24 protein-coding genes, 1 tRNA gene and 1 other RNA gene are annotated in these 24238 nt (G+C 72.4%); 8 read left to right on the top strand and 18 right to left on the bottom strand.

The genetic code is table 11. The annotated features are described in order from the left end of the window. Positions 1 to 4: 4 nt before the first annotated feature. The 3 genes from ACZ6Q9_RS10820 to ACZ6Q9_RS10810 form a co-directional block, all read right to left on the bottom strand. Positions 5 to 673, bottom strand: coding sequence for a response regulator transcription factor (locus ACZ6Q9_RS10820; protein WP_350703124.1), 669 nt, complete (start codon positions 671 to 673; stop codon positions 5 to 7). Then, complete coding sequence (locus ACZ6Q9_RS10815) at positions 670 to 1914, bottom strand: sensor histidine kinase (RefSeq protein ID WP_393258919.1); 1245 nt, start codon at positions 1912 to 1914, stop codon at positions 670 to 672. Before ACZ6Q9_RS10815 ends, ACZ6Q9_RS10820 begins: the two co-directional genes overlap by 4 nt. Before the next feature lie 88 nt (positions 1915 to 2002). Next, a complete protein-coding gene (locus ACZ6Q9_RS10810) occupies positions 2003 to 2500 on the bottom strand; it encodes a hemerythrin domain-containing protein (protein ID WP_396828904.1) in 498 nt (165 codons plus the stop codon). Positions 2501 to 2720: 220 nt separating this feature from the next. Here ACZ6Q9_RS10810 and ACZ6Q9_RS10805 point away from each other — a divergent pair, with 220 nt between their 5' ends. Together ACZ6Q9_RS10805 and mgrA are read left to right on the top strand one after the other, a co-directional pair. Continuing rightward, positions 2721 to 3173 carry a GNAT family N-acetyltransferase gene (locus ACZ6Q9_RS10805; protein ID WP_393258915.1) on the top strand — a complete coding sequence of 151 codons (453 nt, stop codon included), beginning with the start codon at positions 2721 to 2723 and terminating at the stop codon, positions 3171 to 3173. A 38-nt stretch (positions 3174 to 3211) separates the two neighbouring features. After that, positions 3212 to 4201: an L-glyceraldehyde 3-phosphate reductase gene (mgrA, locus tag ACZ6Q9_RS10800; RefSeq protein WP_396828906.1), complete on the top strand. Its 990-nt coding sequence runs from the start codon at positions 3212 to 3214 to the stop codon at positions 4199 to 4201. A 101-nt stretch (positions 4202 to 4302) separates the two neighbouring features. On the opposite strand, the gene ACZ6Q9_RS10795 is transcribed toward mgrA, so the two are convergent. Further along, a complete protein-coding gene (locus ACZ6Q9_RS10795; protein WP_396828908.1) occupies positions 4303 to 4776 on the bottom strand; it encodes a hypothetical protein in 474 nt (157 codons plus the stop codon). Positions 4777 to 5117: 341 nt separating this feature from the next. On the opposite strand from ACZ6Q9_RS10795, the gene ACZ6Q9_RS10790 reads away from it, so the two are divergent. After that, positions 5118 to 5657, top strand: a complete 540-nt coding sequence (locus tag ACZ6Q9_RS10790) for a hypothetical protein (protein WP_396828910.1) — start codon at positions 5118 to 5120, stop codon at positions 5655 to 5657. Between the two features lie 126 nt (positions 5658 to 5783). Here ACZ6Q9_RS10790 and ACZ6Q9_RS10785 read toward each other — a convergent pair. After that, positions 5784 to 5856, bottom strand: a tRNA-Ala gene (locus ACZ6Q9_RS10785). An 89-nt stretch (positions 5857 to 5945) separates the two neighbouring features. Next, complete coding sequence (locus ACZ6Q9_RS10780; protein WP_396828911.1) at positions 5946 to 6536, bottom strand: YqgE/AlgH family protein; 591 nt, start codon at positions 6534 to 6536, stop codon at positions 5946 to 5948. A gap of 150 nt (positions 6537 to 6686) precedes the next feature. Between ACZ6Q9_RS10780 and ACZ6Q9_RS10775 the strand changes: the two genes are divergently transcribed. Both ACZ6Q9_RS10775 and mdlC read left to right on the top strand, forming a co-directional pair. After that, positions 6687 to 7490 carry an S-methyl-5'-thioadenosine phosphorylase gene (locus ACZ6Q9_RS10775; protein WP_393455782.1) on the top strand — a complete coding sequence of 268 codons (804 nt, stop codon included), beginning with the start codon at positions 6687 to 6689 and terminating at the stop codon, positions 7488 to 7490. A gap of 61 nt (positions 7491 to 7551) precedes the next feature. Beyond that, the gene (gene mdlC / locus ACZ6Q9_RS10770) at positions 7552 to 9147 is read left to right on the top strand and encodes a benzoylformate decarboxylase (RefSeq protein ID WP_396828914.1); all 1596 of its coding nucleotides are present in this window, start codon (positions 7552 to 7554) and stop codon (positions 9145 to 9147) included. A gap of 84 nt (positions 9148 to 9231) precedes the next feature. Here the strand turns inward: mdlC and ACZ6Q9_RS10765 are convergent, their stop codons facing one another. The 10 genes from ACZ6Q9_RS10765 to pruA form a co-directional block, all read right to left on the bottom strand. Further along, the gene (locus ACZ6Q9_RS10765; RefSeq protein ID WP_396828916.1) at positions 9232 to 10206 is read right to left on the bottom strand and encodes a hypothetical protein; all 975 of its coding nucleotides are present in this window, start codon (positions 10204 to 10206) and stop codon (positions 9232 to 9234) included. Between the two features lie 39 nt (positions 10207 to 10245). Beyond that, on the bottom strand, positions 10246 to 10716 hold the full coding sequence (locus ACZ6Q9_RS10760) for a hypothetical protein (protein ID WP_393258817.1): 471 nt from the start codon (positions 10714 to 10716) through the stop codon (positions 10246 to 10248). Positions 10717 to 10925: 209 nt separating this feature from the next. Continuing rightward, positions 10926 to 11301, bottom strand: a transfer-messenger RNA (tmRNA) gene (ssrA, locus tag ACZ6Q9_RS10755). Positions 11302 to 11407: 106 nt separating this feature from the next. After that, positions 11408 to 11887: an SsrA-binding protein SmpB gene (gene smpB / locus ACZ6Q9_RS10750; RefSeq protein WP_357867720.1), complete on the bottom strand. Its 480-nt coding sequence runs from the start codon at positions 11885 to 11887 to the stop codon at positions 11408 to 11410. Positions 11888 to 12021: 134 nt separating this feature from the next. Next, a complete protein-coding gene (ftsX, locus tag ACZ6Q9_RS10745) occupies positions 12022 to 12897 on the bottom strand; it encodes a permease-like cell division protein FtsX (protein WP_393258815.1) in 876 nt (291 codons plus the stop codon). Positions 12898 to 12962: 65 nt separating this feature from the next. Further along, entirely contained in the window at positions 12963 to 13643 is a 681-nt protein-coding gene (gene ftsE / locus ACZ6Q9_RS10740) for a cell division ATP-binding protein FtsE (protein WP_091097362.1), read from the bottom strand. A gap of 118 nt (positions 13644 to 13761) precedes the next feature. Continuing rightward, complete coding sequence (gene prfB / locus ACZ6Q9_RS10735) at positions 13762 to 14883, bottom strand: peptide chain release factor 2 (protein ID WP_393258813.1); 1122 nt, start codon at positions 14881 to 14883, stop codon at positions 13762 to 13764. A 159-nt stretch (positions 14884 to 15042) separates the two neighbouring features. Continuing rightward, positions 15043 to 15558, bottom strand: a complete 516-nt coding sequence (locus ACZ6Q9_RS10730) for a PadR family transcriptional regulator (protein ID WP_350685626.1) — start codon at positions 15556 to 15558, stop codon at positions 15043 to 15045. 117 nt (positions 15559 to 15675) lie between these two features. Continuing rightward, on the bottom strand, positions 15676 to 16479 hold the full coding sequence (locus ACZ6Q9_RS10725; RefSeq protein ID WP_350703156.1) for a tryptophan 2,3-dioxygenase: 804 nt from the start codon (positions 16477 to 16479) through the stop codon (positions 15676 to 15678). A 107-nt stretch (positions 16480 to 16586) separates the two neighbouring features. After that, positions 16587 to 18215, bottom strand: a complete 1629-nt coding sequence (gene pruA / locus ACZ6Q9_RS10720) for an L-glutamate gamma-semialdehyde dehydrogenase (protein WP_396828920.1) — start codon at positions 18213 to 18215, stop codon at positions 16587 to 16589. Between the two features lie 243 nt (positions 18216 to 18458). On the opposite strand from pruA, the gene ACZ6Q9_RS10715 reads away from it, so the two are divergent. Continuing rightward, complete coding sequence (locus ACZ6Q9_RS10715; RefSeq protein ID WP_393455767.1) at positions 18459 to 19532, top strand: hypothetical protein; 1074 nt, start codon at positions 18459 to 18461, stop codon at positions 19530 to 19532. Between the two features lie 27 nt (positions 19533 to 19559). Here ACZ6Q9_RS10715 and ACZ6Q9_RS10710 read toward each other — a convergent pair whose 3' ends face one another. Next, on the bottom strand, positions 19560 to 20069 hold the full coding sequence (locus ACZ6Q9_RS10710) for a DUF6912 family protein (RefSeq protein WP_393455764.1): 510 nt from the start codon (positions 20067 to 20069) through the stop codon (positions 19560 to 19562). Between the two features lie 216 nt (positions 20070 to 20285). Between ACZ6Q9_RS10710 and ACZ6Q9_RS10705 the strand changes: the two genes are divergently transcribed. Then, complete coding sequence (locus tag ACZ6Q9_RS10705) at positions 20286 to 20513, top strand: helix-turn-helix domain-containing protein (RefSeq protein WP_350685633.1); 228 nt, start codon at positions 20286 to 20288, stop codon at positions 20511 to 20513. Between the two features lie 102 nt (positions 20514 to 20615). Beyond that, a complete protein-coding gene (locus ACZ6Q9_RS10700; RefSeq protein ID WP_396828923.1) occupies positions 20616 to 21218 on the top strand; it encodes an Rv3235 family protein in 603 nt (200 codons plus the stop codon). A 79-nt stretch (positions 21219 to 21297) separates the two neighbouring features. On the opposite strand, the gene secA is transcribed toward ACZ6Q9_RS10700, so the two are convergent. Next, positions 21298 to 24219 carry a preprotein translocase subunit SecA gene (gene secA / locus ACZ6Q9_RS10695; RefSeq protein ID WP_393258803.1) on the bottom strand — a complete coding sequence of 974 codons (2922 nt, stop codon included), beginning with the start codon at positions 24217 to 24219 and terminating at the stop codon, positions 21298 to 21300. Between the last annotated feature and the right edge of the window lie 19 nt (positions 24220 to 24238).

Below are 24238 nucleotides of genomic sequence, written 5' to 3'. Positions count from 1 at the left end.
GCCCTCAGCCCGACGGGGTGACGAACCCCGACTCGTACGCCGCGATCACCGCCTGGGTGCGGTCGCGCACGCCGAGCTTGGCCAGCACGTTGCCGACGTGGGTCTTCACCGTCTCCACGCCCACCACGAGGTGCGCGGCGATCTCGGGGTTGGACAGGCCGGTGGTCATCAGCCGCAGCACCTCGGCCTCCCGGTCGGTGAGCCGGGCGGCCTCCAGCCGGTCGGCGCCCCGCCCCCCGTACGCCCCGGCGAGGCGGCGGATGGCGGCGGGGAAGAGCAGGGACTCGCCCCGCGCGACCACCCGGACCGCCTCCACCACCTCCGCCGGCCGGGCCCGCTTGAGCAGGAACCCGCTGGCCCCGGCGCGGAGCGCGTCGTAGACGTACTCGTCGTTGGCGAACGTGGTCACCACCAGCACCCGGGGCGGGTCGGCCGAGGTGGCGAGCAGCCGCCGGGTGGCCTGGATGCCGTCGATGCCGGGCATCCGCACGTCCATCAGCACCACCTGGGGGCGCAGCCGGGCGACCAGCGGCGGCACCTCCGCGCCGTCGGTGGCCTCGCCGAGCACCCGCAGGTCGGGCTGGGCGTCGAGGATGGCCCGCAGCCCGACCCGGATCAGCTCGTCGTCGTCGACGATCAGCACGCCGGTGGTGGTCGTCGCGGTGTCGGTCATCGGGTCCCCTCGAACGGCAGCCGTACCTGGATCCGCCAGCGGTCGCCGTCGGGCCCGACGGTCAGCCGGCCGCCGAGCAGCAGCACCCGCTCCCGCATCCCGTCCAGGCCCCGGCCGCCCCGGCCCGGGTCGGCGCGGCGCCGGCGGCCCACCGCGTTGTCCAGCTCCAGCTCCAGCGCGTCGGCGTGGACGCCCAGGCGCAGCGTGACCGGCCCCCGACCGTACCGGGCGGCGTTGGTCAACCCTTCCTGGACTATCCGGTAGCCCTCCCGGGAGACGGCCGCGGGCAGGTCGGCGAGGTCGCCGGCGCACCGCGTGTCGACGGGCAGGCCGGCCGTGCGGGTGTCGGCCACCAGCCGGTCCAGGTCGGCGAGCGTACGCTGCGGGGCGGGCGCGGCCCGCCCGCCCGCGGGCTCGCGCAGCAGCCCGAGCACGTGGTCCAGGTCGTCCATGGCGGTGCGCCCGGCCTCCTCGATCGCGGTCAGCGCGCGCCGGGCGAACTCCGGGTCCCGGTCGAGCAGCTCGCGGGCCGCCCCCGCCTGGAGGGTGGCGACGGTCAGGGCGTGCCCCACCGAGTCGTGCAGCTCCCGGGCCAGCCGGTTGCGTTCGGCGAGCCGGGCGGCGCGGGCCTCCAGGGCCGCGATCCGTTCCGCCTGGGCCGGGCCGAGCAGCACCGGGGCCATCGACACGGCCAGCGCGCCCAGCCCGGCGACGGTGTAGCCGAGCGCCACCAGCACCACGATGCCCGTGAGGGTCAGCCAGCCGGTGTCCCGCCCGTCGAACGGCCCGAACCGGTCTCCGCCGGTCATCCCGGTGTCGAGGCCGAACTGCTGGCCGATGAAGGCCAGCGCCATCGGCACCGCGCTGAACAGGGCGGCCACCACCAGCCCGCCGCTGACCAGGTGCAGCCCGATCCAGAGCGCCGAACGCAGCCGGGTCTCGCGGTCGGCGGCGTGCCCGGGCGCCGGGTCGGGCAGGTCGACGCCGAGCAGGGCCCGCGCGGCTGCGATCTCCAGCGCCCGGGGGCCGTCGAGGAAGACCGGGACCGCCGCGATGGTCGCCGCGACGACGAGCAGCCCCAGCACCAGCGGCCGGGGCACGTCGGGCTGCGTCAGCAGCTGCGCGAAGGCCACCGCCAGCAGCACGTACGGCAGCACGAGCACCCCGCCGAGCAGCAGGAACACTCCGCGCCGCCAGGTGCTGCCGGCCACCAGCGGGGCGAGGACGGTGCGGGGCTTCACCCGCCCATTCTGTCCCGGGGCCGCCCCGCGCCGACTCCCCCGCGTCGGGGAGATCGGTGGCCCGGCCGCCGGTCGGACGAGGGGCGCGTCAGCGGTGCTCGTCGACGTAGCGCTGCGGGTCCTTGTCGGTGAAGGGCAGGTCGCGGCCGTTCTTGTGCTCGCCGTAGAAGGTCAGCCAGCGGCGGCCCAGCTCGGCGCGCAGCTCGTCGCTCGCGTTCCGGCGGAAGTCGGGCAGCGCCTCGTCCTCCTCCTCGGCGAGGTGCTCGCTGTTCTCCCGGCGGGCGGTACCCACTGCCGCCCACCACTGGTCGGAGCCCACCGGGTGCAGCTTGGACTCGGCGACCGCGTCGCGGATCTTGTTGTGGTCGCCGATGGCGTCGACGGTTTCGGCCTCGCCGTCGTCGCCGTGGCGCACCAGGTGCGGGTAGAGGATCGTCTCCTCCGCCTCGGCGTGGATGTCGAGGTGCAGGGCGAGTGCGTCCCAGATCGCCAGCAGCTCGTGCTCGTCGCGGGCGTCGTCGAGGCGGGCGAAGCCCCGCCGGAAGGCGGCGTGGTCGTCGAGGATCAGCGCGGTGATGTCGTCCATCGGGCTCACTTTCCGGTTCGGTGCAGCAGGCGGGGCATCGCCCGGGACCCGAACTGCCAGGTGTTGAGGCCGATCTTGGACAGGGGCTTCGGGGTGTCGAGCTGGACGAAGCGCATGGCACCGAACCTACCCGGACAAGAGGGACGGTACGCCCGTTCGGGCTCGCGCAGAGAGCGGCAGCGCCAGGTGCCGCTCGCCGCACCTCCGGCACAATGGTCGGGTGCGATTCCTCATCCGGCCCGCCCGGCCCGACGAGGCGACCGAGTTGACCGAGCTGGCGCTGCGCTCCAAGGGCCACTGGGGATACGACACCGAGTTCCTGGCCCGCTGCCGGACGGAGCTGACGCTGACGCCGGCGGATGTGACTGCCCGACACGTGGCGGTGGCCGAGCGGGACGGCCGGGTGGTGGGCCTGGTGGTGCTCGCCGGCGCGCCGCCCGACCTGGAGCTGGACATGCTCTTCGTGGACCCGCCGGCGATCGGCACCGGCGCCGGCCGGGTGCTGTTCGACCACGCCGTGGCCACCTCCCGCACCGCTGGCGCCCGTACGCTGTGGATCGAGGCGGACCCGGGCGCCGAGGCCTTCTACCGGCACGTCGGCGCGGTACCCGCCGGCACCCGCGTCTCCCCCTCCACCGGCCGCACCCTGCCCCGCCTCCGCTACGACCTCTGACCTCCGCGTCGGATCGGGCGGGGGTCTAGGGTCGGGGCGTGACGTACCTGGCAGCGGACGACCGCTACGAGACGATGGCCTACCGGCGCAGCGGGCGCAGCGGGTTGCGGCTGCCCGCGATCTCGCTCGGGCTGTGGCACAACTTCGGCCCGGACCGCCCGTACGAGCGGCAGCGGGACATCGTCCGCCGTGCCTTCGACCTCGGCGTGACCCACTTCGACCTGGCCAACAACTACGGCCCGCCGCCGGGCGCCGCCGAGGAGAACTTCGGCCGGATGCTCGCCACGGACCTCAGGGCGTACCGGGACGAGCTGGTGGTCTCCAGCAAGGCCGGCTACCTGATGTGGCCGGGCCCGTACGGCGAATGGGGTTCCCGCAAGTACCTGGTCTCCTCGTTGGACCAGTCGCTGCGCCGCCTCGGGCTGGACTACGTCGACATCTTCTACTCGCACCGCTTCGACCCGGACACGCCGCTGGAGGAGACGATGGGCGCGCTCGACGCCGTCGTCCGCTCCGGCAAGGCGCTCTATGTCGGCATCTCCAACTACGACTCGGAGCAGACCGAGCGGGCCGCCACGATCCTGCGCGAGCTGGGCACGCCGTTGCTGATCAACCAGCCGTCCTACTCGATGCTCAACCGCTGGACGGAGGACGACGGCCTGCTCGACACGCTGGAGCGGGTCGGCGCGGGCTGCATCGCCTACAGCCCGCTCGCCCAGGGCCTGCTCACCGACCGCTACCTCGGCGGGATCCCCGCGGGCTCCCGGGTGCGCACCAGCGTCTTCCTCAGCGAGAGCGACCTCGGCGAGGAGAAGATGGCCACCGTCCGGGCGCTCGGCGCGATCGCCGAGCGGCGCGGCCAGTCCCTGGCGCAGCTCGCGCTCGCCTGGGCGTTGCGCGATCCGCGGATGACGAGCCTGATCATCGGGGCGAGCAGCGTGCCCCAGCTGGAGGCGAACATCGCCGCGCTGGACAACCTCGACTTCACCGCCGAGGAGCTGACCGAGATCGACCGTCACCTCGGCTGAGCCGCGCCGGTTCCCGGGAGGTCCGGAAATGGTGTCGACGTGATTGCCGGACGGGCCGGTGGAATCGCACCACCGGCCCGTCCACACACTTGGCAGTTCATTTACTGCGGGTGCGAGACGTCCCCGCAGGTGACGATTCCACCGATGGCCGGGTTGGCCCGAGCGTGGTACCAGACGGTGCCGGACGAGTCCGCCATCGAGCCGCCCCACAGAACGCAGCCACCGAGGCCCACGTACGTCTTGGCCGGGCCGGCGTAGTAGAACTTCAGCCCCTCGTCCTGGACCGGCGACGCGTAGTCCGTGTCGGCGTAGACCCCGGTGCGGGTCGCCACCCCGACGTACGCCGACTTGAGCGTCACCACGCACGCGTAGCCGGTCAGGTTGTTGCGCAGCAGGTGGAGCGTACCCAGCAGCTCGCCGGTGTCCTTGCGGATCGGGTCCTGGTCGATCCGCGTGTAGCCGACACCGCACACCGCCTCCGGCGTGTACGGGTTGACTGCCGCCTGCGCCGGGGCACCCGCCACGCCGACCAGCGCCGCCACCGCCGTCACCGCGACCGCAATTCTCCGCATCATTCGGAACACCCGTTCTCCCCCTTCACCGAGCGATCTGGTTGCCGGGACAGCGTGGCAATTCCGGCACGCAACGATGTATGTCCGGGCCCGACACCACGACGGAACCGATGTGTGCCCGAGGGCCACCCCGACCATTTCACCAGCGACGGCACGGCGCCTCCATTGACGTTCTTAGATTATGACCAATCCCACGATCAATTTCCGCCGCCGTCACGAGATCACTCGTGCGGGGGAGGCGGCGGTCCGAGCGGGCTTGTGATGCTGCGAGTCGAGAACACAATCCGCTCACCCGAGGAGAAGGCATGACCAGAGCAGGCTTGCGTACGTTGGTGGCCCTCAGCGTGGCGACGGTGACCGCGTCCGCCATCCCGGCCGCCACGCCGGGGGTGGCCTCCATCCGGACGCAGTCGACCGCGAGCGTGACCGGGTCCGCACGGGTCTTCTACCCCCAGGCGCCCGACGACGACGTCCGTTTCAATTTCGACGCCCGCGCCGTCTCCCCCGCCGCGGGCCAGGTCCCTTACCCGGCCGATGCCGAGGGAACGGTCCGCGTCTACCACCGGGTGGCCGCCCTGGATCTCACCCTCTGGGCCGAAGGGGAGGTGAACTGCGTGATGACCAGCGGCCGGGCCTCGACACTGACCGCGATCGTCACGAAGACCTCGCCCGAGCTGAATCAGAGCTGGCTGGGCAAGCACCTCGGCTTCACCGTCTTCGACGGTGGTGACGACGACTCCGGGCGCAGCCTCGACCAGATGGGGTCGACAGGACCACTGGAGAACCTGGCAAAGTGCATGGCCGGGAGCCCGAACGCACCCGTCATGGCGCCCGCGCCGTTCTTCACGGTGCGAAGCGGCGGCTACCAGGTCACATCCGCCTGAAGCGCCACACCACTGCCAGCCGACACCTGCCGGCGCCAACCGGCTGGGGCACGTAGCGGGCCAAGCGCAGCAGGAACGCGAAACGCCCTGGTGGAGGATGTCCCTCACCAGGGCGTTTCTCAAGGGTGGAGCCGAGGGGACTCGAACCCCTGACCCCCACACTGCCAGTGTGGTGCGCTACCAGCTGCGCCACGGCCCCTTGCGGTTGTCCCGGTCGCCCGGGCACGAGAGAACTATACACACGCCCCGCCGCATGGTCATCTCGCGGGGTCCCCACCCGCCGGCGGCTCAGTTGAGCGCCACGTCCGGCGGGAAGTGGGCCACCGCCGCCATCATGCCGCCCTGCCGGCGCAGCACCATCGGCCACAGGTCGTCGGGCCGGTCGACGAAGGCGTCGCCGGGAAGCGCGTCCAGCACGAACCAGGAGCCGTCCTCGATCTCCTGCTCCAACTGGCCCGAGCCCCAGCCCGAGTAGCCGGCGAAGACACGGATGCCGCCGATGCCCTCCCGCAGCCGCTCCGGGTCGACCGACAGGTCGAGCGTGCCGACCGCGCCGGAGATCTGGTGGAAGCCCTTGAGCCGCTGCACCGGGTGGCGCATCCGGGCCAGGCAGATCGCCGAGTCGGGCTGCACGGGGCCGCCCTCGAAGAGCACCGCCGGATCGCGGGCCAGGTCGCTCCAGTCGCCCAGCACGTCGGCGACCGGCACCTCGGTCGCCCGGTTGAGCACCACGCCGAGGGCGCCGCCGGGCTCGTGGGCGACCAGCAGCACGACGGTACGGTCGAAGTTCGGGTCCTTCAGCGCCGGCGTCGCGACCAGCAGCCGCCCGGCCATCGACCCCGTAGCCCGCCCGCCGATCGCCTGCCCCTCTCCCTGCATGCCGGACCCCCGTCAGACCGACCGCACCGGGACGCCCGGGGGCACCGGTGCCGTCCGCGCCGTCAACGCCATGCCTGGCACCATAGCCTGCCCCCGGGGCGGTGGTTAAGGTCTGACGGTCGGGTGATCGACAGACCTGAGGGAGGACCGATGGGCGTCACGGCGGAACTCGCGGTGATCGGGGGCTCTGGGCTCTACGCGCTGCTCGACGGCGCGACCGAGCACAAGGTGGACACGCCGTACGGGCCGCCGTCCGACGCCGTCACCATCGCCGACGTGGGCGGCCGGCGGGTGGCCTTCCTGCCCCGCCACGGCCGGGACCACCGCCACCCGCCGCACCTGATCCCGTACCGGGCCAACCTCTGGGCGCTGCGCTCCCTCGGGGTACGCCAGGTGCTCGCCCCGTGCGCGGTGGGCGGGCTGCGGCCGGAACTGGGGCCGGGCACGTTCGTGGTGCCGGACCAGCTCATCGACCGCACCAGCGGGCGCGCGCAGAGCTACTACGACCAGAGCGCGGTGCACGTCTCCTTCGCCGACCCGTACTGCCCGGCCGGCCGTCGCACGCTGCTCGCCGCGGCGGCACGGCGGGACGTCCCGGCGGTGGACGGCGGCACGGTGGTGGTGGTCGAGGGCCCCCGCTTCTCCACCCGCGCCGAGTCGCGCTGGTTCGCCTCGATGGGCGGCGCGGTGGTCAACATGACCGGGCACCCGGAGGCGGTCCTCGCCCGCGAGCTGGCCCTCTGCTACTCCTCGATCGCCCTGGTCACCGACCACGACGCGGGCGTGGAGGGTGGCGGCGCGGTGACCCAGGAGGAGGTGTTCCGGGTCTTCGGCGAGAACACCGACCGGCTGCGGGGCCTCCTGCTGGACGCGGTCGCCGCGCTGCCCGCCGAACGGGACTGCGACTGCGGGCGGGCGCTGGACGGCATCACCCTTCCCATCACGCTCCCCTGACGGGCGGGGGAGGCGGCGAAAAGCCCGAGCTGCCCGGGGAGCCCCGATAGATTGGGGGGCGATGGCAACGGTCCGCGACACCACGTACGACCTGCTCCGTGCCCTCGGCCTGACCACCGTCTTCGGCAACCCGGGATCCACCGAGGAACCGTTCCTGCGGGACTTCCCGGACGACTTCCACTACGTGCTCGCCCTGCACGAGGCGTCGGCGGTCGGTATGGCGGACGGCTACGCGCAGGCCACCGGCCGGCCGGCGCACGTCAACCTGCACACCGCGCCCGGCACGGGCAACGGCATGGGCAACCTCGTCACGGCCTGGCACAACCGGACCCCGCTGATCGTCACCGCCGGCCAGCAGACCCGGGAGATGCTGCTGCTCGAGCCCCGGCTGACCAGCAGGCGGGCCACCGAGCTGCCCCAGCCGTACGTGAAGTGGAGCCACGAGCCGGTCCGTGCGCAGGACGTTCCGGCGGCGCTGATGCGGGCGTACGCGACCGCGGTGCAGCCGCCCGCCGGGCCGGTCTTCCTCTCCCTGCCCCTCGACGACTGGGCGCAGCCCGCCGACCCGCCCCCGCAGGTGCGGACGGTGGCCACCCGGTTCGCGCCCGACCCGCAGCGGCTGCGGGAGTTCGCCGCCGTGCTGGCCGGCAGCCGCGCGCCCGCGCTGGTGCTCGGCGCGGCCGTGGACCGGGCCGGCGGGTGGCCGGCCGCGGTGGCGCTGGCGGAGCGGCTCGCCGCGCCCGTCTGGTCGGCCCCCGCGCCGGAGCGGGCCGCGTTCCCGGAGGACCACCCGCACTTCCGCGGGGTGCTGCCCTTCGCGACGGGGCCGCTGGCGGAGGCGCTGGACGGGCGCGACACCGTGCTGGTCGTCGGCGCGCCGGTGTTCCGCTACTACCCGCACGTGCCGGGCGACCATCTGCCCGACGGCGCCCGCCTGCTGCACGTCACCGACGACCCCGAGGAGGCGGCCCGCGCCCCGGTGGGCGACAGCCTGCTCGGCGACGCGGGGCTGGCCCTGGCCGCCCTCGTCGACCTGCTGCCGGCGGCCGACCGGCCGGCGCCGCCGCCGCGCCCCGATCCGCCCCCGCCGCCGGACGGGCTGCCGCCGGCACCGGACGCGCTCTTCGCGGCCCTGGCCCGGCACTGGCCCGCCGACGGGATCCTGGTGCAGGAGTCGCCGTCCAACCTGCCGGCGCTGCGCCGCCGGTTGCGCAGCACCCGGCCCGGGTCGTATTTCACCATGGCCAGCGGCGGTCTCGGGTACGGCCTGCCGGCGGCCGTCGGCATCGCGCTGGCGCAGCGCGACACCGGCCGGGGCCGGCCGGTGGTCGCGGTCATCGGGGACGGCTCGTTCCACTACTCCGTGCAGGCCCTCTGGACCGCGGCGCGGCTGCGCCTGCCGCTGGTCGTCGTCGTGCCGGTCAACCAGCAGTACGCCATCCTGAAGTCGTTCGCCGACTTCAAGGACACCCCGGGGGTGCCCGGGCTGGACCTGCCGGGGCTGGACATCACCGCCATCGCCCGCGGCTACGGCTGCACGGCCACCGTGGTGACACACCCGGACCAGCTCGGCGACGCCCTGGCCGCCGGACTGCGGGCGGACGGCCCGACGGTGCTGCCGGTGCCGGTCAGCACCGAGGTGCCCCGGCTCCTGTGACCCGCCACCCGGGCACAGCGACGACCTGGGCCGTGCGTCGCCACCCTGGCAGCACCGGCCCGCCTCCCGCGAGCCGGCGCCCCGTCAGCTCGTGGTGAGTCGCAGCGGCGCGCCGGTGAGCACGTCGAGCACCGGCCGGTCGCCGAGCGGCGCCTTCAGCGTGGCGGTGACCGGCTCGAGCTTCAGCATCATGGTGCACTGGCCGGTGGCGGTGGTGACGCCGCCGCCGACCACCACCACGTCGTCGCGCTCCTGCACCAGCGGGGTGATCCCGGTGTCGCAGCTGCCCACGCCGAGCCGCCAGGTCAGCGTGGCACCGTCGACGGACCGCAGGTCCTGGGCGCCGACCACGCCCTGCGGGGCCGGGCTCGCCGGCGCGACCGGCTCGGGCAGGGCGGTGACGGCCGAAGGCGCCACGGCGACCCGGGCCACCGGCACGGAGAGCTCCTCCACGGTGAACAGCCACGCCGGCACCTGCGCCTCGCCGCGGCTGGTGCGCACGGGCGCCGTGCCCAGCTTCACGGCGGTGACCGTCAGCGGGACGCAGGCGGTGTGCGGGGTGCTGCTGACCGGCCCGTCGGGGCCCGGCTCGATGGTAGGGCCACCGGGGCCGGGCCGGCCGGGGCCGTTCGGCCCGGCGGGGCCCTTCGGCCGGCCCCCGCACGGCGGCGGGTCGCCCTGGTCGAGCTGCCCGTAGGCGGTGGCCGCGCTGATCAGCGGCACGGTGAGCGTGCCGTCCGGGAACCGGATGGTGCCGTCGGCGGGCCGGTCGGCGGGCAGGTCGATCTGGTCGCGGTACCAGCCGCTCTGGAAGGCCGTCCTGGTCGCCTCGGTGAAGCCCGGATCGCCGAGCAGCACCGTCGGGTCCTGCACCGGCACGTATCCGGTCGTCCACGCCGGGGCCGGTCGCCACGCCTCGGCCACCTCGGTGGCCCGTTGGGTGAACGCGTCCCGGCGGGAGTCGGAGTCGGCGGGAGCGACCGGCTCGGAGCCGGCCGGGGCGCACCCGGCGACGATCATCAACAGTGGCAGGCCCAGCAGGGCGGCGGTACGGCGCATGTCGGTTGGACGCCGGGGCACCGCCGCCGGTTCCCGCGCTCAGGTCTCCCCACCGAGATCCGTCTCGTACGCCTGCCAGATGAGGTCCGCGCCGCGCTGCCGGTGCCGGGCGAGGGCGCGCGCCAGGTGCCCGGCCCGGCCGAGGAGGTCGTCGGCCGATGCGTCCGGCAGTTCCGCCGCCCGGTGCAGGGCGGCCAGCGCGGCGGCGATGGCGGCGTGCTCCCGGGCCAGCAGCCGCACCCCGTGTTCCAGCCGGGGCGCCTGGCCGAGCAGCTCGGCGTAGAGTCCGGCGGGCCCCTCGGTGACCCGGACGTGCTCCGCGAAGCCCTGCCGCACGGGCCCCAGCCGGAGCAGGACCCGCTCCCGCCAGCGCGGCTCGGCCGGCGGGGCCGCCAGGGCCCGGGTGAGCGCGTGCAGGTCCCCGAGCAGGGTGGCGGGGGGCCGGCGGGCGGCGGGCGGCCGGAGCGCCCCGGAAACGGTGGACGGCTGCTGGATCGGACCGGTGACCATGGGCACCTCCCGCGTCGCGTCTGACCGCGTACTGCGATGGTGGACCCGGCGCGTTTGCCCTGTCCAGAGGCGGGGGCACCTCATCCGCCCCGTCGGCCGCAGCAGCCCCTCGCGCCCCACCGGTCCCACGTCCGGGCCCTCCCGTCCCCGCGTCCGGGGCCGGAGACGACGATGCGCCCCGGTCCGGTGGACCGGGGCGCATCGACTGGTGGTGGAGGTGCCGGGAATCGAACCCGGGTCCTTCGCCGGTTTGTCAGGGCTTCTCCGAGCGCAGCTCGCTGTGCCTCTACTCGGCCCCACCGCTCACGCGAGCAAGTTGGTGTGACGGGCCCAGTCGCTGATTGATCTCGCCGCACGGACCCCGCGACCGGGTCCGGTTGGCCAGCCTTCTAGCTGATGCCGGCTAACTGGGTCGAAGGCGCTCCCAGGCCGACAGACTTGCTACTCGCCTCAGGCGGCGAGAGCGAAGTCAGCGCGATTGTTCTTGGCGCTTATTGGTTTCCGACGACCGATTCTCGAGACGACGTCGGCTTCCTCGGCTCGCTTCCCCTGTCGCTGCGTACGAAGTCGAAACCAGTCACCCCCTCGACAGGCCGCCGGTTGTGGCGGCACTGACAAGCGTAACGCCTGCCGCAACGGGTTTCATCCCGAGCCCCGGCTCGGCGCGCCGACCCGGACAGAGGCGGACAGATCAGTCATCCATTCCCTTGCCGCGCCGGCCGGCGACCCGGGCGATCTCCCGGTCCGCGTCCCGCTTGGCGAGGTCCTGCCGCTTGTCGTACGACTTCTTGCCCTTGGCCAGGGCGATCTCGACCTTGGCCCAGCCGTCGGAGAAGTAGACCTGCAACGGCACCATGGTCAGGCCGCCCTCGCGGGTCTTGCCGATCAGCCGGTCGATCTCCAGCCGCTTGAGCAGCAGCTTGCGGGTCCGCCTCGGCTCGTGGTTGGTCCAGGTGCCCTGCGTGTACTCCGGGATGTGCATCCCGTGCAGGTAGAGCTCGCCGTTGCGCTCCTGGGCGAACGCGTCGACCAGCGACGCGCGCCCGGCCCGCAGCGACTTGACCTCGGTGCCGGTCAGCGCCATGCCCGCCTCGTACGTGTCGAGGATCGAGTAGTCGTGCCGGGCCTTCTTGTTGGAGGCGACGACCTTGCGCCCCTTTTCCCGTGGCATCGGCGCCACCCCCTTTCCGTGTGACCGCGCCCGGAGTGACCGGCCGCGGGGCGGAGATCATGCTACCCGAACGACAAGGACCCTCCCGCGCCGTTTATTCCTGGCGCGGAAGGGCCCGTCGAGCCGTGCGGAGGCTAGACCCGCAGGTAGAAGCGGAGGGTGACCCAGGCGGTGACCGCGCTGACCAGGCCGCCGACGCCGGCCATCAGCGGGAACATCACCAGGATGTCGCCCCAGCCCACCGGGGAGAGCAGGCCCTGTAGCGCCTGCAGCGATCCGTCGAAGAGGAGGTACTTCGCCGCGATCAGCGCCACCAGGCCGAGCAGCGAGCCGATCAGGCCCGCGACCACGGCCTCCAGCACGAACGGCGCCTGGATGAACCAGTTCGACGCGCCGACCAGCTTCATGACCGCGACCTCACGCCGCTTGCTGTACGCCGCGACCTGGATCGTGTTGGCGACCAGGAGCAGCGCGGCGATGGCCATCACGATCGCGGCGGCCAGGGCGATGTTCTGGATCGAGGTGAGGATGTCGAAGATCTTGTCCAGCAACCGGCTCTGGTCGACGATCTCGTCGACGCCCTCGGCGTCCTTGTACTGGTCGTAGATGCTCTTGTACTGCTCCGGGTTGTTCAGCGTGAGCCGGAACGACTCGGGCAGGCTGTCCGCCTTGACGGCGCTGAGCAGGTCCGGAGCGTCCTGGAACATCTCCTGGAAGCGCTTGTACGCCTCGTCCTTGTTGACGTAGATGACCTCCTTGACCAGCGGGTCACCCTTCAGCTGGCCGTCCAGGGCGTCACGCTGCTCGGGGGTCACCTCCTGGTCCAGGAAGATCGAGACCTGGATGTTCTTGTAGTAGAGGTCCTTCATGTCGTCGACCTGGCGGTACATGAGACCGCTGGCGCCGAGCATGGTCAGCGAGACAGCCATCGTGATGATCATCGCGATGGTCATGGTCACGTTGCGCCACAGTCCGACCAGTACCTCGGACAGGACGTATTTCACGCGCATCGGGATTTCCTCCGGGTCTCCGGCATGAGGTGTTCGTCGTCAGGCTGCGCAGGGGTGGCGTCGGCTCAGCCGTAGACGCCGCGGGCCTGGTCGCGCACGATGCGGCCGCTCTCGATCTCGATGACCCGGCGGCGCATCTGGTTCACGATGTTGGAGTCGTGCGTGACCATCACGACGGTCGTGCCGGTGCGGTTGATCCGGTCCAGCAGGCGCATGATCTCGATCGAGGTGTCCGGGTCGAGGTTTCCGGTCGGCTCGTCCGCGAGCAGGATCAGCGGGCGGTTCACGAACGCCCGGGCGACGGCCACCCGCTGCTGCTCGCCACCGGAGAGCTCGTGCGGGTAGCGGTGCTCCTTGCCACCGAGCCCGACCAGCTCCAGCACCTCCGGCACGACCCGGCGGGCGACCGCCTTGGTCTTGCCGATCACCTCGAGGGCGAACGCCACGTTCTCGTACGCGGTGCGGTTCGGCAGCAGCCGGAAGTCCTGGAAGACGCAGCCGATCGAGCGCCGGAAGTGGGGTCGCTTCCACGAACGCATCGAGGTGACGTCCTTGCTGTTGACGATGACCCGGCCCTTGTTGGGCGAGACCTCGTGCAGCAGCAGCTTGATGATGGTGGACTTGCCGGAGCCGGATGGACCGATGAAGAAGACGAACTCGCCCTTCTCGATCGAGACGGACACGTTGTCGAGCGAAGGCCGGGACGCCTTCGGGTACGTCTTCGTCACTTGCTCAAGCTGAATCACGGGTGGTGAGTCTACGCGGTGTAACCGTGGAGCCAAGCCCCACGCCCCGCCGTTGCGAGTCGCGTCATCTATTTGTGGGGTTACGCGGAGATCGAAGACGCGCTCCGCCTGCGGATGATCACGCAGCGTCGCCGGCCATCTCCTGCTGCTTGCGCCACCGGATCCCGGCCTCGATGAAGCTGTCCAGATCACCGTCGAAGACCGAGGACGGGTTGCCGGTTTCCTGCTCCGTCCGCAGATCCTTCACCATCTGATAGGGGTGCAGGACGTACGAGCGCATCTGGTCGCCCCACGCGCCGGTGGTCTCCTTCTTCAGGCCCTGGAGCTTGGCCTGCTCCTCCTGGCGCTTGACCTCCAGCAGCCGCGCCTGGAGCACCCGCAGCGCGGACGCCTTGTTCTGCAGCTGGGACTTCTCGTTCTGGCAGGTGACCACGATCCCGGTCGGGATGTGCGTGATCCGGACGGCGGAGTCGGTGGTGTTGACGCTCTGCCCGCCCGGGCCGGAGGAGCGGTAGACGTCGATCCGCATCTCGTTCTCGGGAATGTCGATGTGGTCGGTCTGCTCCACCACCGGCAGCACCTCGACCCCGGCGAAGCTCGTCTGCCGGCGGCCCTGGTTGTCGAACGGGCTGATCCGCACCAGCCGGTGGGTGCCCGACTCGACGCTGAGCGTGCCGTAGGCGTAGGGCACCTTCACGGTGAAGGTGGCCGACTTGAGGCCCGCCTCCTCGGCGTAGGAGGTCTCGTAGACCTCCGTCGGGTAGCCGTGCCGCTCGGCCCAGCGCAGGTACATCCGCAGCAGCATCTCGGCGAAGTCCGCCGCGTCCACGCCGCCGGCGCCGGCCCGGATGGCGACCAGCGCCTCCCGGGAGTCGTACTCGCCGGAGAGCAGGGTGCGAACCTCCATCTCCTGGATGGCCTTGGTCAGCCCGGCGATCTCCGACTCGACCTCGGTGAGCACCCCGGGGTCGGACTCGGCCTCGGCCAGCTCCAGCAGCACCCCGGCGTCGTCGAGGCGGGAACGGAGGCTGGAGAGCTTGTTGATCTCGCCGTTGACGTACGACAGCTGGGAGGTCACCTGCTGCGCCTTGGCCTGGTCGTCCCACAGGTCGGGCGCGGAGGCCTCCTGCTCCAGGCGCGCCTTGTCCTCCTGCAGGCGGTCGACGTCGAGCACCGACTCGATGTTGCGCAGGGTGGCGTCGAGGTCCTTGAGCTGTTCGGCGTAATCGGCAGCGGTCACGACAGACAAGGGTACTGCTCGTGCGAGGAGTGAGCTTGCGAGCCCCGCAGTCACGAGCAAAAAGATGACCCAGCTCGTGCGAGGAGTGAGCTTGCGAGCCCCGCAGTCACGAGCAAAAAGATGACCCAGCTCGTGCGAGGAGTGAGCTTGCGAGCCCGATCAGCCGACCGGGGCGCTTTTCAGCCAGGACAGGGCCGCCTTGTGGTAGGCGACGGCGAACTCCAGCGCGCTGGCGTCGTACGTCTCGCCTTCCTTCTTGGCGTTCTTGACCTGCTCGCGGACCTTGGCGAGCGCCTCGGTGTGGTATTCGTTGGCCGCGGCCTGGAGGTTCTTGAGCTGGCTGGCGGAGTGCAGGTCGCCGAAGGCGATCCGCAGGGCGATCGGGTTGCGGATCGTGTCCCGCCCCGGATCCTCCGTCAACCAGCGGGAAAATGTCCGTTTCCCGGCTGCGGTGATCGCGTACGGCTGGCTGGAGCGCGGCCCGGGCTTGCCCATCCGGACGAGACCCCGCTCGGCCAGCACCGGCAGCTCCCGGTAGACCTGACTACGGGTCATCGACCAGTACGGCGCCAGCCGGCGCTCGGCGGCGGCCATCAACTGGCCACCTGTCATGGGGCCCTCATGGAGCAGCCCGAGCAGGGCCGCCGCCGTGGGGTTGACTCCGGAATCCGCCATGCCCATCACGCTGCCACTTTGCTGACGTGGCGTCCAGGATTTCACGGTTTCGCCACCCGGTAGGGCTTCCTATGTGCACTGTCGGCGCGAGACAGTCCGCGCCGGAGCGTCGATGTCTCAGAGCCGGCTGCGCAGCTCCCACAGCTCGGGGTAGAACCGGCTCTCGACCCGGGAGCGCAGGTACGCCCCGCCGGCCGAGCCCCCGGTGCCCGGTTTGGTGCCGATCTGCCGCTCGGCCATGAGCACGTGCCGGGCCCGCCACAGCGAGAACGCCTGGTCGTGCGCGACCAGCGCCTCCGCGAGGTCCCACAGCGGCCCGAACCGCTCCCGGTCGGCGGCGATCGTCGCGTACGCCGCGAAGCGCGCCTCCGCCTCGGAGACGTCGAAGCCGGCCCGGCCGAGCACGGCCAGGAAGCCGTCCCAGAGGCTCGGCTCGGCCAGCCGCCGCTCCAGCCGTTCCCGCTCGACGGCGGGCAGCCCCCGGAACCGGCGCAGGTAGTCCGGGTCCTTCAGGCCGGAGAGGAACTCGATCTCCCGGAACTGGGCGGACTGGAAGCCCGACGCCGGGGCCAGCTTGGTGCGGAAGGCCAGGAAGTCCTGCGGGGTCATCGTGTCGATGACGTCGACCTGGCCGATCAGCACCCGCTCCACCGCGTGGCAGCGCTCCAGCCGCACCCGGGGCAGGTAGGTCTCGCCGGCCAGCATCCGGTCCCGGGCGTCGGTCAGCTCCGCGAGCAGCAGCTTGAACCACAGCTCGTAGACCTGGTGGATGGTGATGAAGAGCAGCTCGTCGTGGGAGGCCGGGTCGGACTCCGGCACCTGTGCCGCGAGCAGGTCGGCCAGCCGCAGGTAGTCGCTGTAGGTGAGCAGGCCACCCTGCTCGCCGAAGCGGGGGTCGTGCGCGGGGGTGGGGTGGGTCACAGCGGCCACGGTACCGCCGCCCGGCCGCCCCCGCCTCTCCCGCTACGGGTGTAAGGAAGGGGCCCTTCCTATCCAAAAAACGATAGGAAGGGCCCCTTCCTTACACCTCAGCCCATGTGCGGGTACGTGTGGTCGGTCGGCGCGACGAAGGTCTCCTTGATCGTCCGGGGCGACATCCACCGGACGAGGTTGTGCCAGGAGCCGGCCTTGTCGTTGGTGCCGCTGGCCCGGGCGCCGCCGAAGGGCTGCTGCCCGACCACCGCGCCGGTCGGCTTGTCGTTGATGTAGAAGTTGCCGGCGGCGTACCGCATCTTCTCGGCCACCGCGTCGACCACCCGGCGGTCGGTCGCGAAGATCGACCCGGTCAGCGCGTACGGCGCGATCGACTCGGCCTGGGCGACCACGTCGTCGAAGCGGGCGTCGTCGAAGACGTGCACGCCGAGGATCGGCCCGAAGTACTCGGTGGTGAACGTCTCGTGTGCCGCGTCGGTGCACTCGAACAGCGTCGGCCGGACGAAGTATCCGACGGAGTCGTCGGCGGTGCCGCCGGCGAGCACACGGCAGGCGTCGTCGTCGGAGATCAGCTCCAGCGCGGCGGTGTGCCGGTCGAACGCCTTGGCGTCGATCACCGCGCCGCCGAAGTTGCCGAAGTCGGTGACGTCGCCGTAGGTGAGGGACTCCGTGGTGGCGGCCAGCCGGTCGCGCAGCCCGCCCTCCCAGAGCGACCGCGGGACGTACGCCCGGGAGGCCGCCGAGCACTTCTGGCCCTGGTACTCGAAGGCGCCCCGAATCAGCGCGGTGTGCAGGGCGTCGACGTCCGCGCTGGTGTGCGCGACGACGAAGTCCTTGCCGCCGGTCTCGCCGACCAGGCGCGGGTAGCCCCGGTAGCGGGAGATGTTCTCCCCGACGGTCTTCCACAGGTGCTGGAAGACCTTGGTGGAGCCGGTGAAGTGGATGCCGGCCAGGTCCGGGTCGGCGAGCACGACGTCGGAGACCTCCTCGCCACGCCCGGTGACCATGTTGATCACACCGGGAGGCAGGCCGGCCGCCTCGAACAGCCGCATGGTGAAGTGCGCGGCGAACTGCTGGGTCGGGCCCGGCTTCCAGACCACCGTGTTGCCCAGCAGGGCCGGCGCCGAGGGCAGGTTGCCGGCGATCGCGGTGAAGTTGAACGGGGTGATCGCGTAGACGAAGCCCTCCAGCGGGCGGTGGTCGAAGCGGTTCCACACCCCCGGCGACGACATCGGCTGCTCCTCCAGCAGCTTCCGGGCGAAGTGCACGTTGAACCGGAGGAAGTCGACGAACTCGCAGGCCGAGTCGATCTCGGCCTGGATGGCGGTCTTCGACTGGCCGAGCATGGTGGCCGCGTTCAGGGTGTCCCGCCAGGGGCCGGCGAGCAGCTCGGCGGCGCGCAGGAAGATCGCGGCGCGCTCCTCGAACGGCAGGGCCCGCCACATCGGGGCGGCGTCCTTGGCGGCCTTGACCGCCGCGCGGGCGTCTTCGTGGTCGGCGTGCGCGGTGACGCCCAGCACGTGCGCGTGCTTGTGCGGCTGCACCACGTCGATCGACTCGCCGCCGGCCATCCGCTGCTCACCGGCGATGGTCATCGGCAGGTCGATCCGCTCGGCGGCCAGCTCGGCCAGCCGCTGCTGGAGCCGTTCCCGGTCGACACTGCCCGGCTCGTAGTTGCGCACCGGCTCGTTGCGCGGCTCGGGTACGGAGAACACGGCGTCCATCAGGGCTCCTGGCGATCTCGACAGCGGTGGCGAAATCGGACCCGCTGGCACCGGCCGGACGACCGGCGCCGGACGCCGCAGGGGTGGTCGCGGCGGCGGGACCTCGCCCGATTGTTCCACGGCGCGACCCCCGTCCCCGCCCCCACCACCGACCGACCGGGGTGGGCCCGGCGGGCGCGTACGCTGGGTGGCCGGTGAACTGCCGGCCCCGCCGAGGGCCGGGCGTCCGTCGGAGGGAAGACGATGACCAAGCAGCCCGGCAGCTCCGCCGCCGCGGAGTCGGACCAGCCGGTTCCGGCCGCCGACGCCACCGCTGCCGAACCGGGGCGGGAGCCGGGCCCGGCCGACGCCGACGGGTCGGACCGGCCGGCCGCCGACGGCGACGGGTTCGCTCCGGCGCTCGCGCCCGGCGCACCGGTGCTCGCGCTCCTGGCGCTCGGCTGGCTGACCGCGATGCTCTGGTCGACCCGCGAGGCGATCAACTCGGCGGCCGCCGGGATCACCGCGATCAGCCTCTCCGCCTTCGCCCTGCCGGGGGTGATCTCGGCTGCGCTGGTCGCCGGCGCCGCCTTCGCCCTCTTCGGCGTCGACCTGCTCGCCCGCCGGGGCAGCGACCGGGTCACCCTGCGCTTCGTGGCCGCGATCGGCACCGGCCTGCTGGTGGCGCTGGCCGCCGCGTTCGCGATCAACCTGACGTACGCCGACAACGCGACCACCAACGTGATCGCCGGCACCACCGCCGCCGCGGCGACGATCGGCGGGGCCATCGCCGGCGCCCGCAGCGCGCCCGTGGTCGGTGCCGTGGTCGCCGCCGCCCTCGGCACGCTCGTCTTCGTGGTGGCCTTCAGCCGGGCCCGCGACCCCCTGTTCGACCTCTTCGGCGCCGGCGACACCCAGGAGTCGCTGCTCACCGCCGCCAAGTGGGTGTCGCGCACCGAGTCGCTGCTCGCCGGCCTGTTGGCGGGGCTGCTCGCCTTCGGCTACCTGACCTGGGCCCGGCGCCGGGCCGCCCGGCGGGAGGCGGCGACGCCCGCGCCGCGCTGGCCGGCGTACCTGCTGGCCGGGGCCGGCCCGGGCCTGCTCCTGCTCCTCGCCGAAGTGATCATCCGGGTCGGCGGGCGCTCCCTGCTCGACCTGGCCGGCGCCCTGAGCGAGGCGGACGCGGTGGCGCAGACCTCGCTGGGCACCTCCCGGGTCGACAACGGCATCTGGGTGCTCTTCGTCGGCGCCCTGACCGCCATGATCGCCTTCGGCCGCACCCTGGGCCCGGCCCACGCCGACGACGACGAGCCGGCCGAGGCCGCCCCCACCCGCTGACGCCCGGCACCGCCGGCGACGGCGGGGTCAGGAGGCGGCGCGGAGCAGCAGGTCCAGCTCGGAGACGTCGTACCACTCCAGCTCGTGGTCCTCGGCCCCGTCGACCGTGAACTGGGCGTCCGGGTCGCCGGCGAGGGCCTCGACGACCACCTCCGCCGCGGCGGCCACGTCCTCGGCCGCGTCGGCGCCGTCCACGTGGATCGCGGCGACGGCGGCGACGGGCACGGGCGCGCTCAGCTCGACCGCGCTGGAGCCCAGCTCCCCGTCGCCCCGGCCCACTGCCGAGGCGGGCAGGTCCACCGAGACGACCACCCGGCGGCGGGGCGCGTCGGGATCGGCCCGGAGCAGTTGCAGCGCGTCCTGGGCGGCGCGGGTGAAGGCGACGTACTCCAACTCCTCCTCGTCGCCCTCGGCGTACCACTCGCGCAGGGCGGGGGTCACCGCGTGCGCGGCGGCCACGGGGAGCCCGGGCCCGCGCAGGAGGGTCAGCATCGGGACGGTCGCCGGCACGTACACCCGGACAAGCTCCTCGGTCACCGGTCGTCTCCCCCGCTCAGGTCCTCCGCCGGCCTCCGCCGGTCCGGCGCCGATCATGCCGTACGCCGTGACCGTCATACACCTCGGACCTGCGCGACGGAAGCTCCCGGCCGGTGTGTCCCGCCGGACGCGTCGCCGCAGGTCCCGTCCGCCGGCTGGGCGACGTCGGCGGTCGGTGGCAAACTGAGCCAAACGACGCCGACCCCGGGAGTTTCCGTGGAACCGAGGTTCCTGCTGCTCTCCGACGTGGCCACCGAGCTGAACGTGTCGGACTCGCAGGTCTACCACATGGTGCGCAGCGGCGAGCTGCCGGCGATCAAGATCGGCGGGCGTGGCCAGTGGCGCGTGGAGCGTGCCCGGCTGGAGGAGTACATCGAGCGCAAGTACGCCGAGACCGCCGAGTGGGTGCGGAGCAACCCGCTGGCCGAACGCGACCCGGAGTAACCACCCGAACGCTCCCAGGCATTGACCGCCGGCTCTGCCGTGTCCGAGAATGGAGCCAGTCGAAGGCAAACGGAAGCAAACGCAAGATCACGGGAGGTCCGGATGACCGACTCGCGCCGCCCCGGCCCGCCGCGCCCTCCCGTCCGGCTGCGTCCCGCGCCCTCGTTCGAGCCGCCGTTCGCCGACGACGACGCCGCACACTGGCCCGCCCCGGCGCACGCCCAACTCGTCCTCGACCTGTTCGAGCCGGCCCGCCGCGACCCCGACCGGCCGCCCGGCCGCCGGGCCCGGGTGTCGCCCGCCCCGGCGGGACCCGGCCGCGGGTCCGCCGCCCCGCTGCCTCCGGGCGCGCTGGTGACCGCCACCCCCGAGGCCACCCGGGCCGCCCACCGCTTCGTCAGCACCTGCCTGGAGGTGCTCAACGGCTACCGCCCGCCCGGGCAGCTCCGCCCGCTACTCGACCCGACCAGGGCGGCCGGGCTGCTGCCCGAGCTCGCCCGCGCCACCGCCCGGTCCGGCCCGGCACGCCGCCGGTCCACCCGGCCCGCCGTGCGACTGCGTCGGCTGCGGGTCTGCGAGCCGCGCGCCGCGGCCGTGGAGGCGGCCGCGGTGCTCGCCGGCGCGGGCGGGCGCACCTGGGCGATGGCGCTGCGCCTGGAGCACCGCCGCGGCACCTGGCTCTGCACCGCCCTCCAGGTGCTGTGAAACGCGCATCGAGCCGCGGTCGGCGAGGACCGCGGCTCGATGCGCTTCGACACGGGGCGCAGCCCCGCTCACCTGCCGGTCAGGCGCCGCCGTTGGGGGCGCCGTGGCAGCGCTTGTACTTGCGGCCGGAACCGCACGGGCACGGCGCGTTGCGGGACGGGCCGTTGCCGGCCTCCGCCTGCCCGGGCGCCGGGCGCCGGGCGGCGCTCGCCGCGACGGCCGGGCCGCGCAGGCCCGTCGCCGGGCGCTGCGGCGCGGCCGGGGCCGTCGTCCCCGGTGCGGCCGGGGCGGCCGGTTCCGGCCGGCCGACGCCGAGCGCCGGCGCCTGCTCGTCGGCGCGCTCGACGGCCACCGCACCCGCGCCGGCCTCGCCGTCGATGGTCGGCGCCGAGTACTGGAGGCCCTGCTGCTGCGGCGACCGGCCCAGGCCCTTGGCCCGGATCTCGACCGGCTTGTCGAGCAGCTGCACCTCCTCGGCCGCGGGCTCCGGCTCGTTGACCTGGACCTCGACGTTGTAGAGGAAGCCGACCGTCTCCTCCTTGATGCCGTCCATCATGGTGGCGAACATGTCGAAGCCCTCGCGCTGGTATTCCACCACCGGGTCGCGCTGGGCGTACGCCCGCAGGCTGATGCCCTCCTGGAGGTAGTCCATCTCGTAGAGGTGCTCGCGCCACTTGCGGTCGATCACCTGGAGCAGGACCATCCGCTCCAGCTCGCGGGTGCCCTCCGCCCCGAGCTGCTCCTCGCGCCGGTCGTACGCGGCGTGCGCGTCCTCCTTGAGGCGGGCGAGCAGGAAGTCCCCGTCGATGCCCGCCCGGGACCCGCCGGCCTCCTCCTCCAGCTCCTCGATCGTCACGCCGACCGGGTAGAGCTGCTTGAGGCTGGACCAGAGCTGCTCCAGGTCCCAGTCCTCGCCGTAGCCCTCGGAGGTGGCCCCCCGCACGTACGCCTCGACGACGTCGTCGATCATGTTGCGGACCTGGTCGGAGAGGTCCTCGCCGTTGAGCACCCGCAGGCGCTCGGCGTAGATCACCTGGCGCTGCTTGTTGAGCACCTCGTCGTACTTGAGGACGTTCTTGCGGATCTCGGCGTTCTGGCCCTCGATCTGGGCCTGCGCGCTCTTGATCTGGCGGGTGACCATCTTCGACTCGATGGGCACGTCCTCCGGGATGTTGAAGCGCTCCATGACCGCCTCGACCGCCCCGGAGCGGAAGCGCTTCATCAGCTCGTCCTGGAGCGACAGGTAGAACCGGGACTCGCCCGGGTCGCCCTGCCGGCCGGACCGACCGCGCAGCTGGTTGTCGATCCGGCGGGACTCGTGCCGCTCGGTGCCCAGCACGTAGAGGCCGCCGGCGTCGGCGACCTCCTCCGCCTCGGCGTCGCAGGCCTGCTTCCACTTGGGCAGGACCTCCTCCATCGCCTTGGCGTACTCCTCCTCGTGCTCGATCGGGTCGAGGCCACGCTGGCGGAGCTCGTTGGCGGCGAGGAACTCGGCGTTGCCGCCGAGCAGGATGTCGGTGCCGCGACCGGCCATGTTGGTCGCGACGGTGACGGCGCCCTTGCGGCCGGCCTGGGCGACGATCTCGGCCTCACGCGCGTGGAACTTGGCGTTCAGCACGGAGTGCGGGATGCCGCGGCGGCGCAGGAGCTGGGAGAGGATCTCGGAATTCTCCACCGAGACGGTGCCGACGAGCACCGGCTGGCCGATCGCGTGCCGCTCGGCGATGTCCTCCACCACGGCGTTGAACTTGGCCTTCTCGGTCTTGTAGATCACGTCCGGCCGGTCCTGCCGGACCATCGGCCGGTGGGTCGGGATGGTCACGACACCGACCTTGTAGACCTTGTTGAACTCGCCCGCCTCGGTCTGCGCCGTACCGGTCATGCCGGAGAGCTTCTCGTAGAGGCGGAAGTAGTTCTGGAGGGTGATGGTGGCCAGGGTCTGGTTCTCCTGCTTGATCTCCACCCCCTCCTTGGCCTCGATCGCCTGGTGCATGCCCTCGTTGTAGCGGCGCCCGTGCAGGATGCGGCCGGTGAACTCGTCGACGATCAGGACCTCGCCGTCGCTGACGATGTAGTCCTTGTCGCGCTTGAAGAGCTCCTTGGCCTTGATGGCGTTGTTGAGGTAGCCGACCAGCGGGGTGTTCACCGACTCGTAGAGGTTGTCGATGCCCAGCCGGTCCTCGACCTTGGCCACGCCGCGCTCGGTGACGGCGATGGTCCGCTTGGCGTGGTCGACCTCGTAGTCGCCCTCGCCGTCCTTGCCGGCCTGGAGCCGGGCCACCACGCCCGCGAACTCCGTGTACCAGCGGGCAGAGTGCTCGGCCGGGCCGGAGATGATCAGCGGGGTGCGGGCCTCGTCGATCAGGATCGAGTCGACCTCGTCGACCACCGCGAAGTTGTGGCCGCGCTGGACCAACTCGTCCCGCGACCAGGCCATGTTGTCGCGCAGGTAGTCGAAGCCGAACTCGTTGTTCGTGCCGTAGGTGACGTCGCACTCGTACGCGGCGCGGTGCTCGGCGGCCGGCCGGTTGGGCAGGACCACGCCGACGGTGAGGCCGAGGAACTCGTGCACCCGGCCCATCCAGGCGGCGTCGCGCTGGGCCAGGTAGTCGTTGACCGTGATGACGTGCACGCCCTTGCCGGAGAGCGCGTTGAGGTAGACCGGCATGACCGAGGTCAGCGTCTTGCCCTCACCGGTCTTCATCTCGGCGATGTTGCCGAAGTGCAGCGCCGCGCCGCCCATCACCTGGACGTCGTACGGGCGCTGGCCGAGCACCCGGGCAGCCGCCTCCCGGCACACCGCGAAGGCCTCCGGCAGCAGGTCGTCGAGGGTCTCGCCGTCCGCGAGCCGCTCCTTGAACTGGTCGGTCATGCCGCGCAGCTCGTCGTCGCTGAGGTTGACGTAGTCGTCCTCGATCGAGTTGACGGCGGCGGCGATGGCCTTCAGCCGGCGCACCATACGGCCCTCGCCCGCGCGGAGGACCCTTTCCAGAATCGACACGGATCAACGCTCCCCTAGA

The sequence above is a fragment of the Micromonospora sp. NPDC049139 genome (genome assembly GCF_055586845.1).
Note: the sequence above shows the minus strand (reverse complement) of the source record. Positions and strands in the feature narration are given on the sequence as shown.

Bases quoted from the DNA above. Each gene is read 5' to 3' on its own strand.
- ACZ6Q9_RS10820 (WP_350703124.1), bottom strand. From the start codon at position 673: ATGACCGACACCGCGACGACCACCACCGGCGTGCTGATCGTCGACGAC.
- ACZ6Q9_RS10810 (WP_396828904.1), bottom strand. From the start codon at position 2,500: ATGGACGACATCACCGCGCTGATCCTCGACGACCACGCCGCCTTCCGG.
- ACZ6Q9_RS10795 (WP_396828908.1), bottom strand. From the start codon at position 4,776: ATGATGCGGAGAATTGCGGTCGCGGTGACGGCGGTGGCGGCGCTGGTC.
- ACZ6Q9_RS10780 (WP_396828911.1), bottom strand. From the start codon at position 6,536: ATGCAGGGAGAGGGGCAGGCGATCGGCGGGCGGGCTACGGGGTCGATG.
- ACZ6Q9_RS10775 (WP_393455782.1), top strand. From the start codon at position 6,687: ATGGGCGTCACGGCGGAACTCGCGGTGATCGGGGGCTCTGGGCTCTAC.
- mdlC (WP_396828914.1), top strand. From the start codon at position 7,552: ATGGCAACGGTCCGCGACACCACGTACGACCTGCTCCGTGCCCTCGGC.
- ACZ6Q9_RS10765 (WP_396828916.1), bottom strand. From the start codon at position 10,206: ATGCGCCGTACCGCCGCCCTGCTGGGCCTGCCACTGTTGATGATCGTC.
- ACZ6Q9_RS10760 (WP_393258817.1), bottom strand. From the start codon at position 10,716: ATGGTCACCGGTCCGATCCAGCAGCCGTCCACCGTTTCCGGGGCGCTC.
- smpB (WP_357867720.1), bottom strand. From the start codon at position 11,887: ATGCCACGGGAAAAGGGGCGCAAGGTCGTCGCCTCCAACAAGAAGGCC.
- ftsX (WP_393258815.1), bottom strand. From the start codon at position 12,897: ATGCGCGTGAAATACGTCCTGTCCGAGGTACTGGTCGGACTGTGGCGC.
- ACZ6Q9_RS10730 (WP_350685626.1), bottom strand. From the start codon at position 15,558: ATGGCGGATTCCGGAGTCAACCCCACGGCGGCGGCCCTGCTCGGGCTG.
- pruA (WP_396828920.1), bottom strand. From the start codon at position 18,215: ATGGACGCCGTGTTCTCCGTACCCGAGCCGCGCAACGAGCCGGTGCGC.
- ACZ6Q9_RS10715 (WP_393455767.1), top strand. From the start codon at position 18,459: ATGACCAAGCAGCCCGGCAGCTCCGCCGCCGCGGAGTCGGACCAGCCG.
- ACZ6Q9_RS10700 (WP_396828923.1), top strand. From the start codon at position 20,616: ATGACCGACTCGCGCCGCCCCGGCCCGCCGCGCCCTCCCGTCCGGCTG.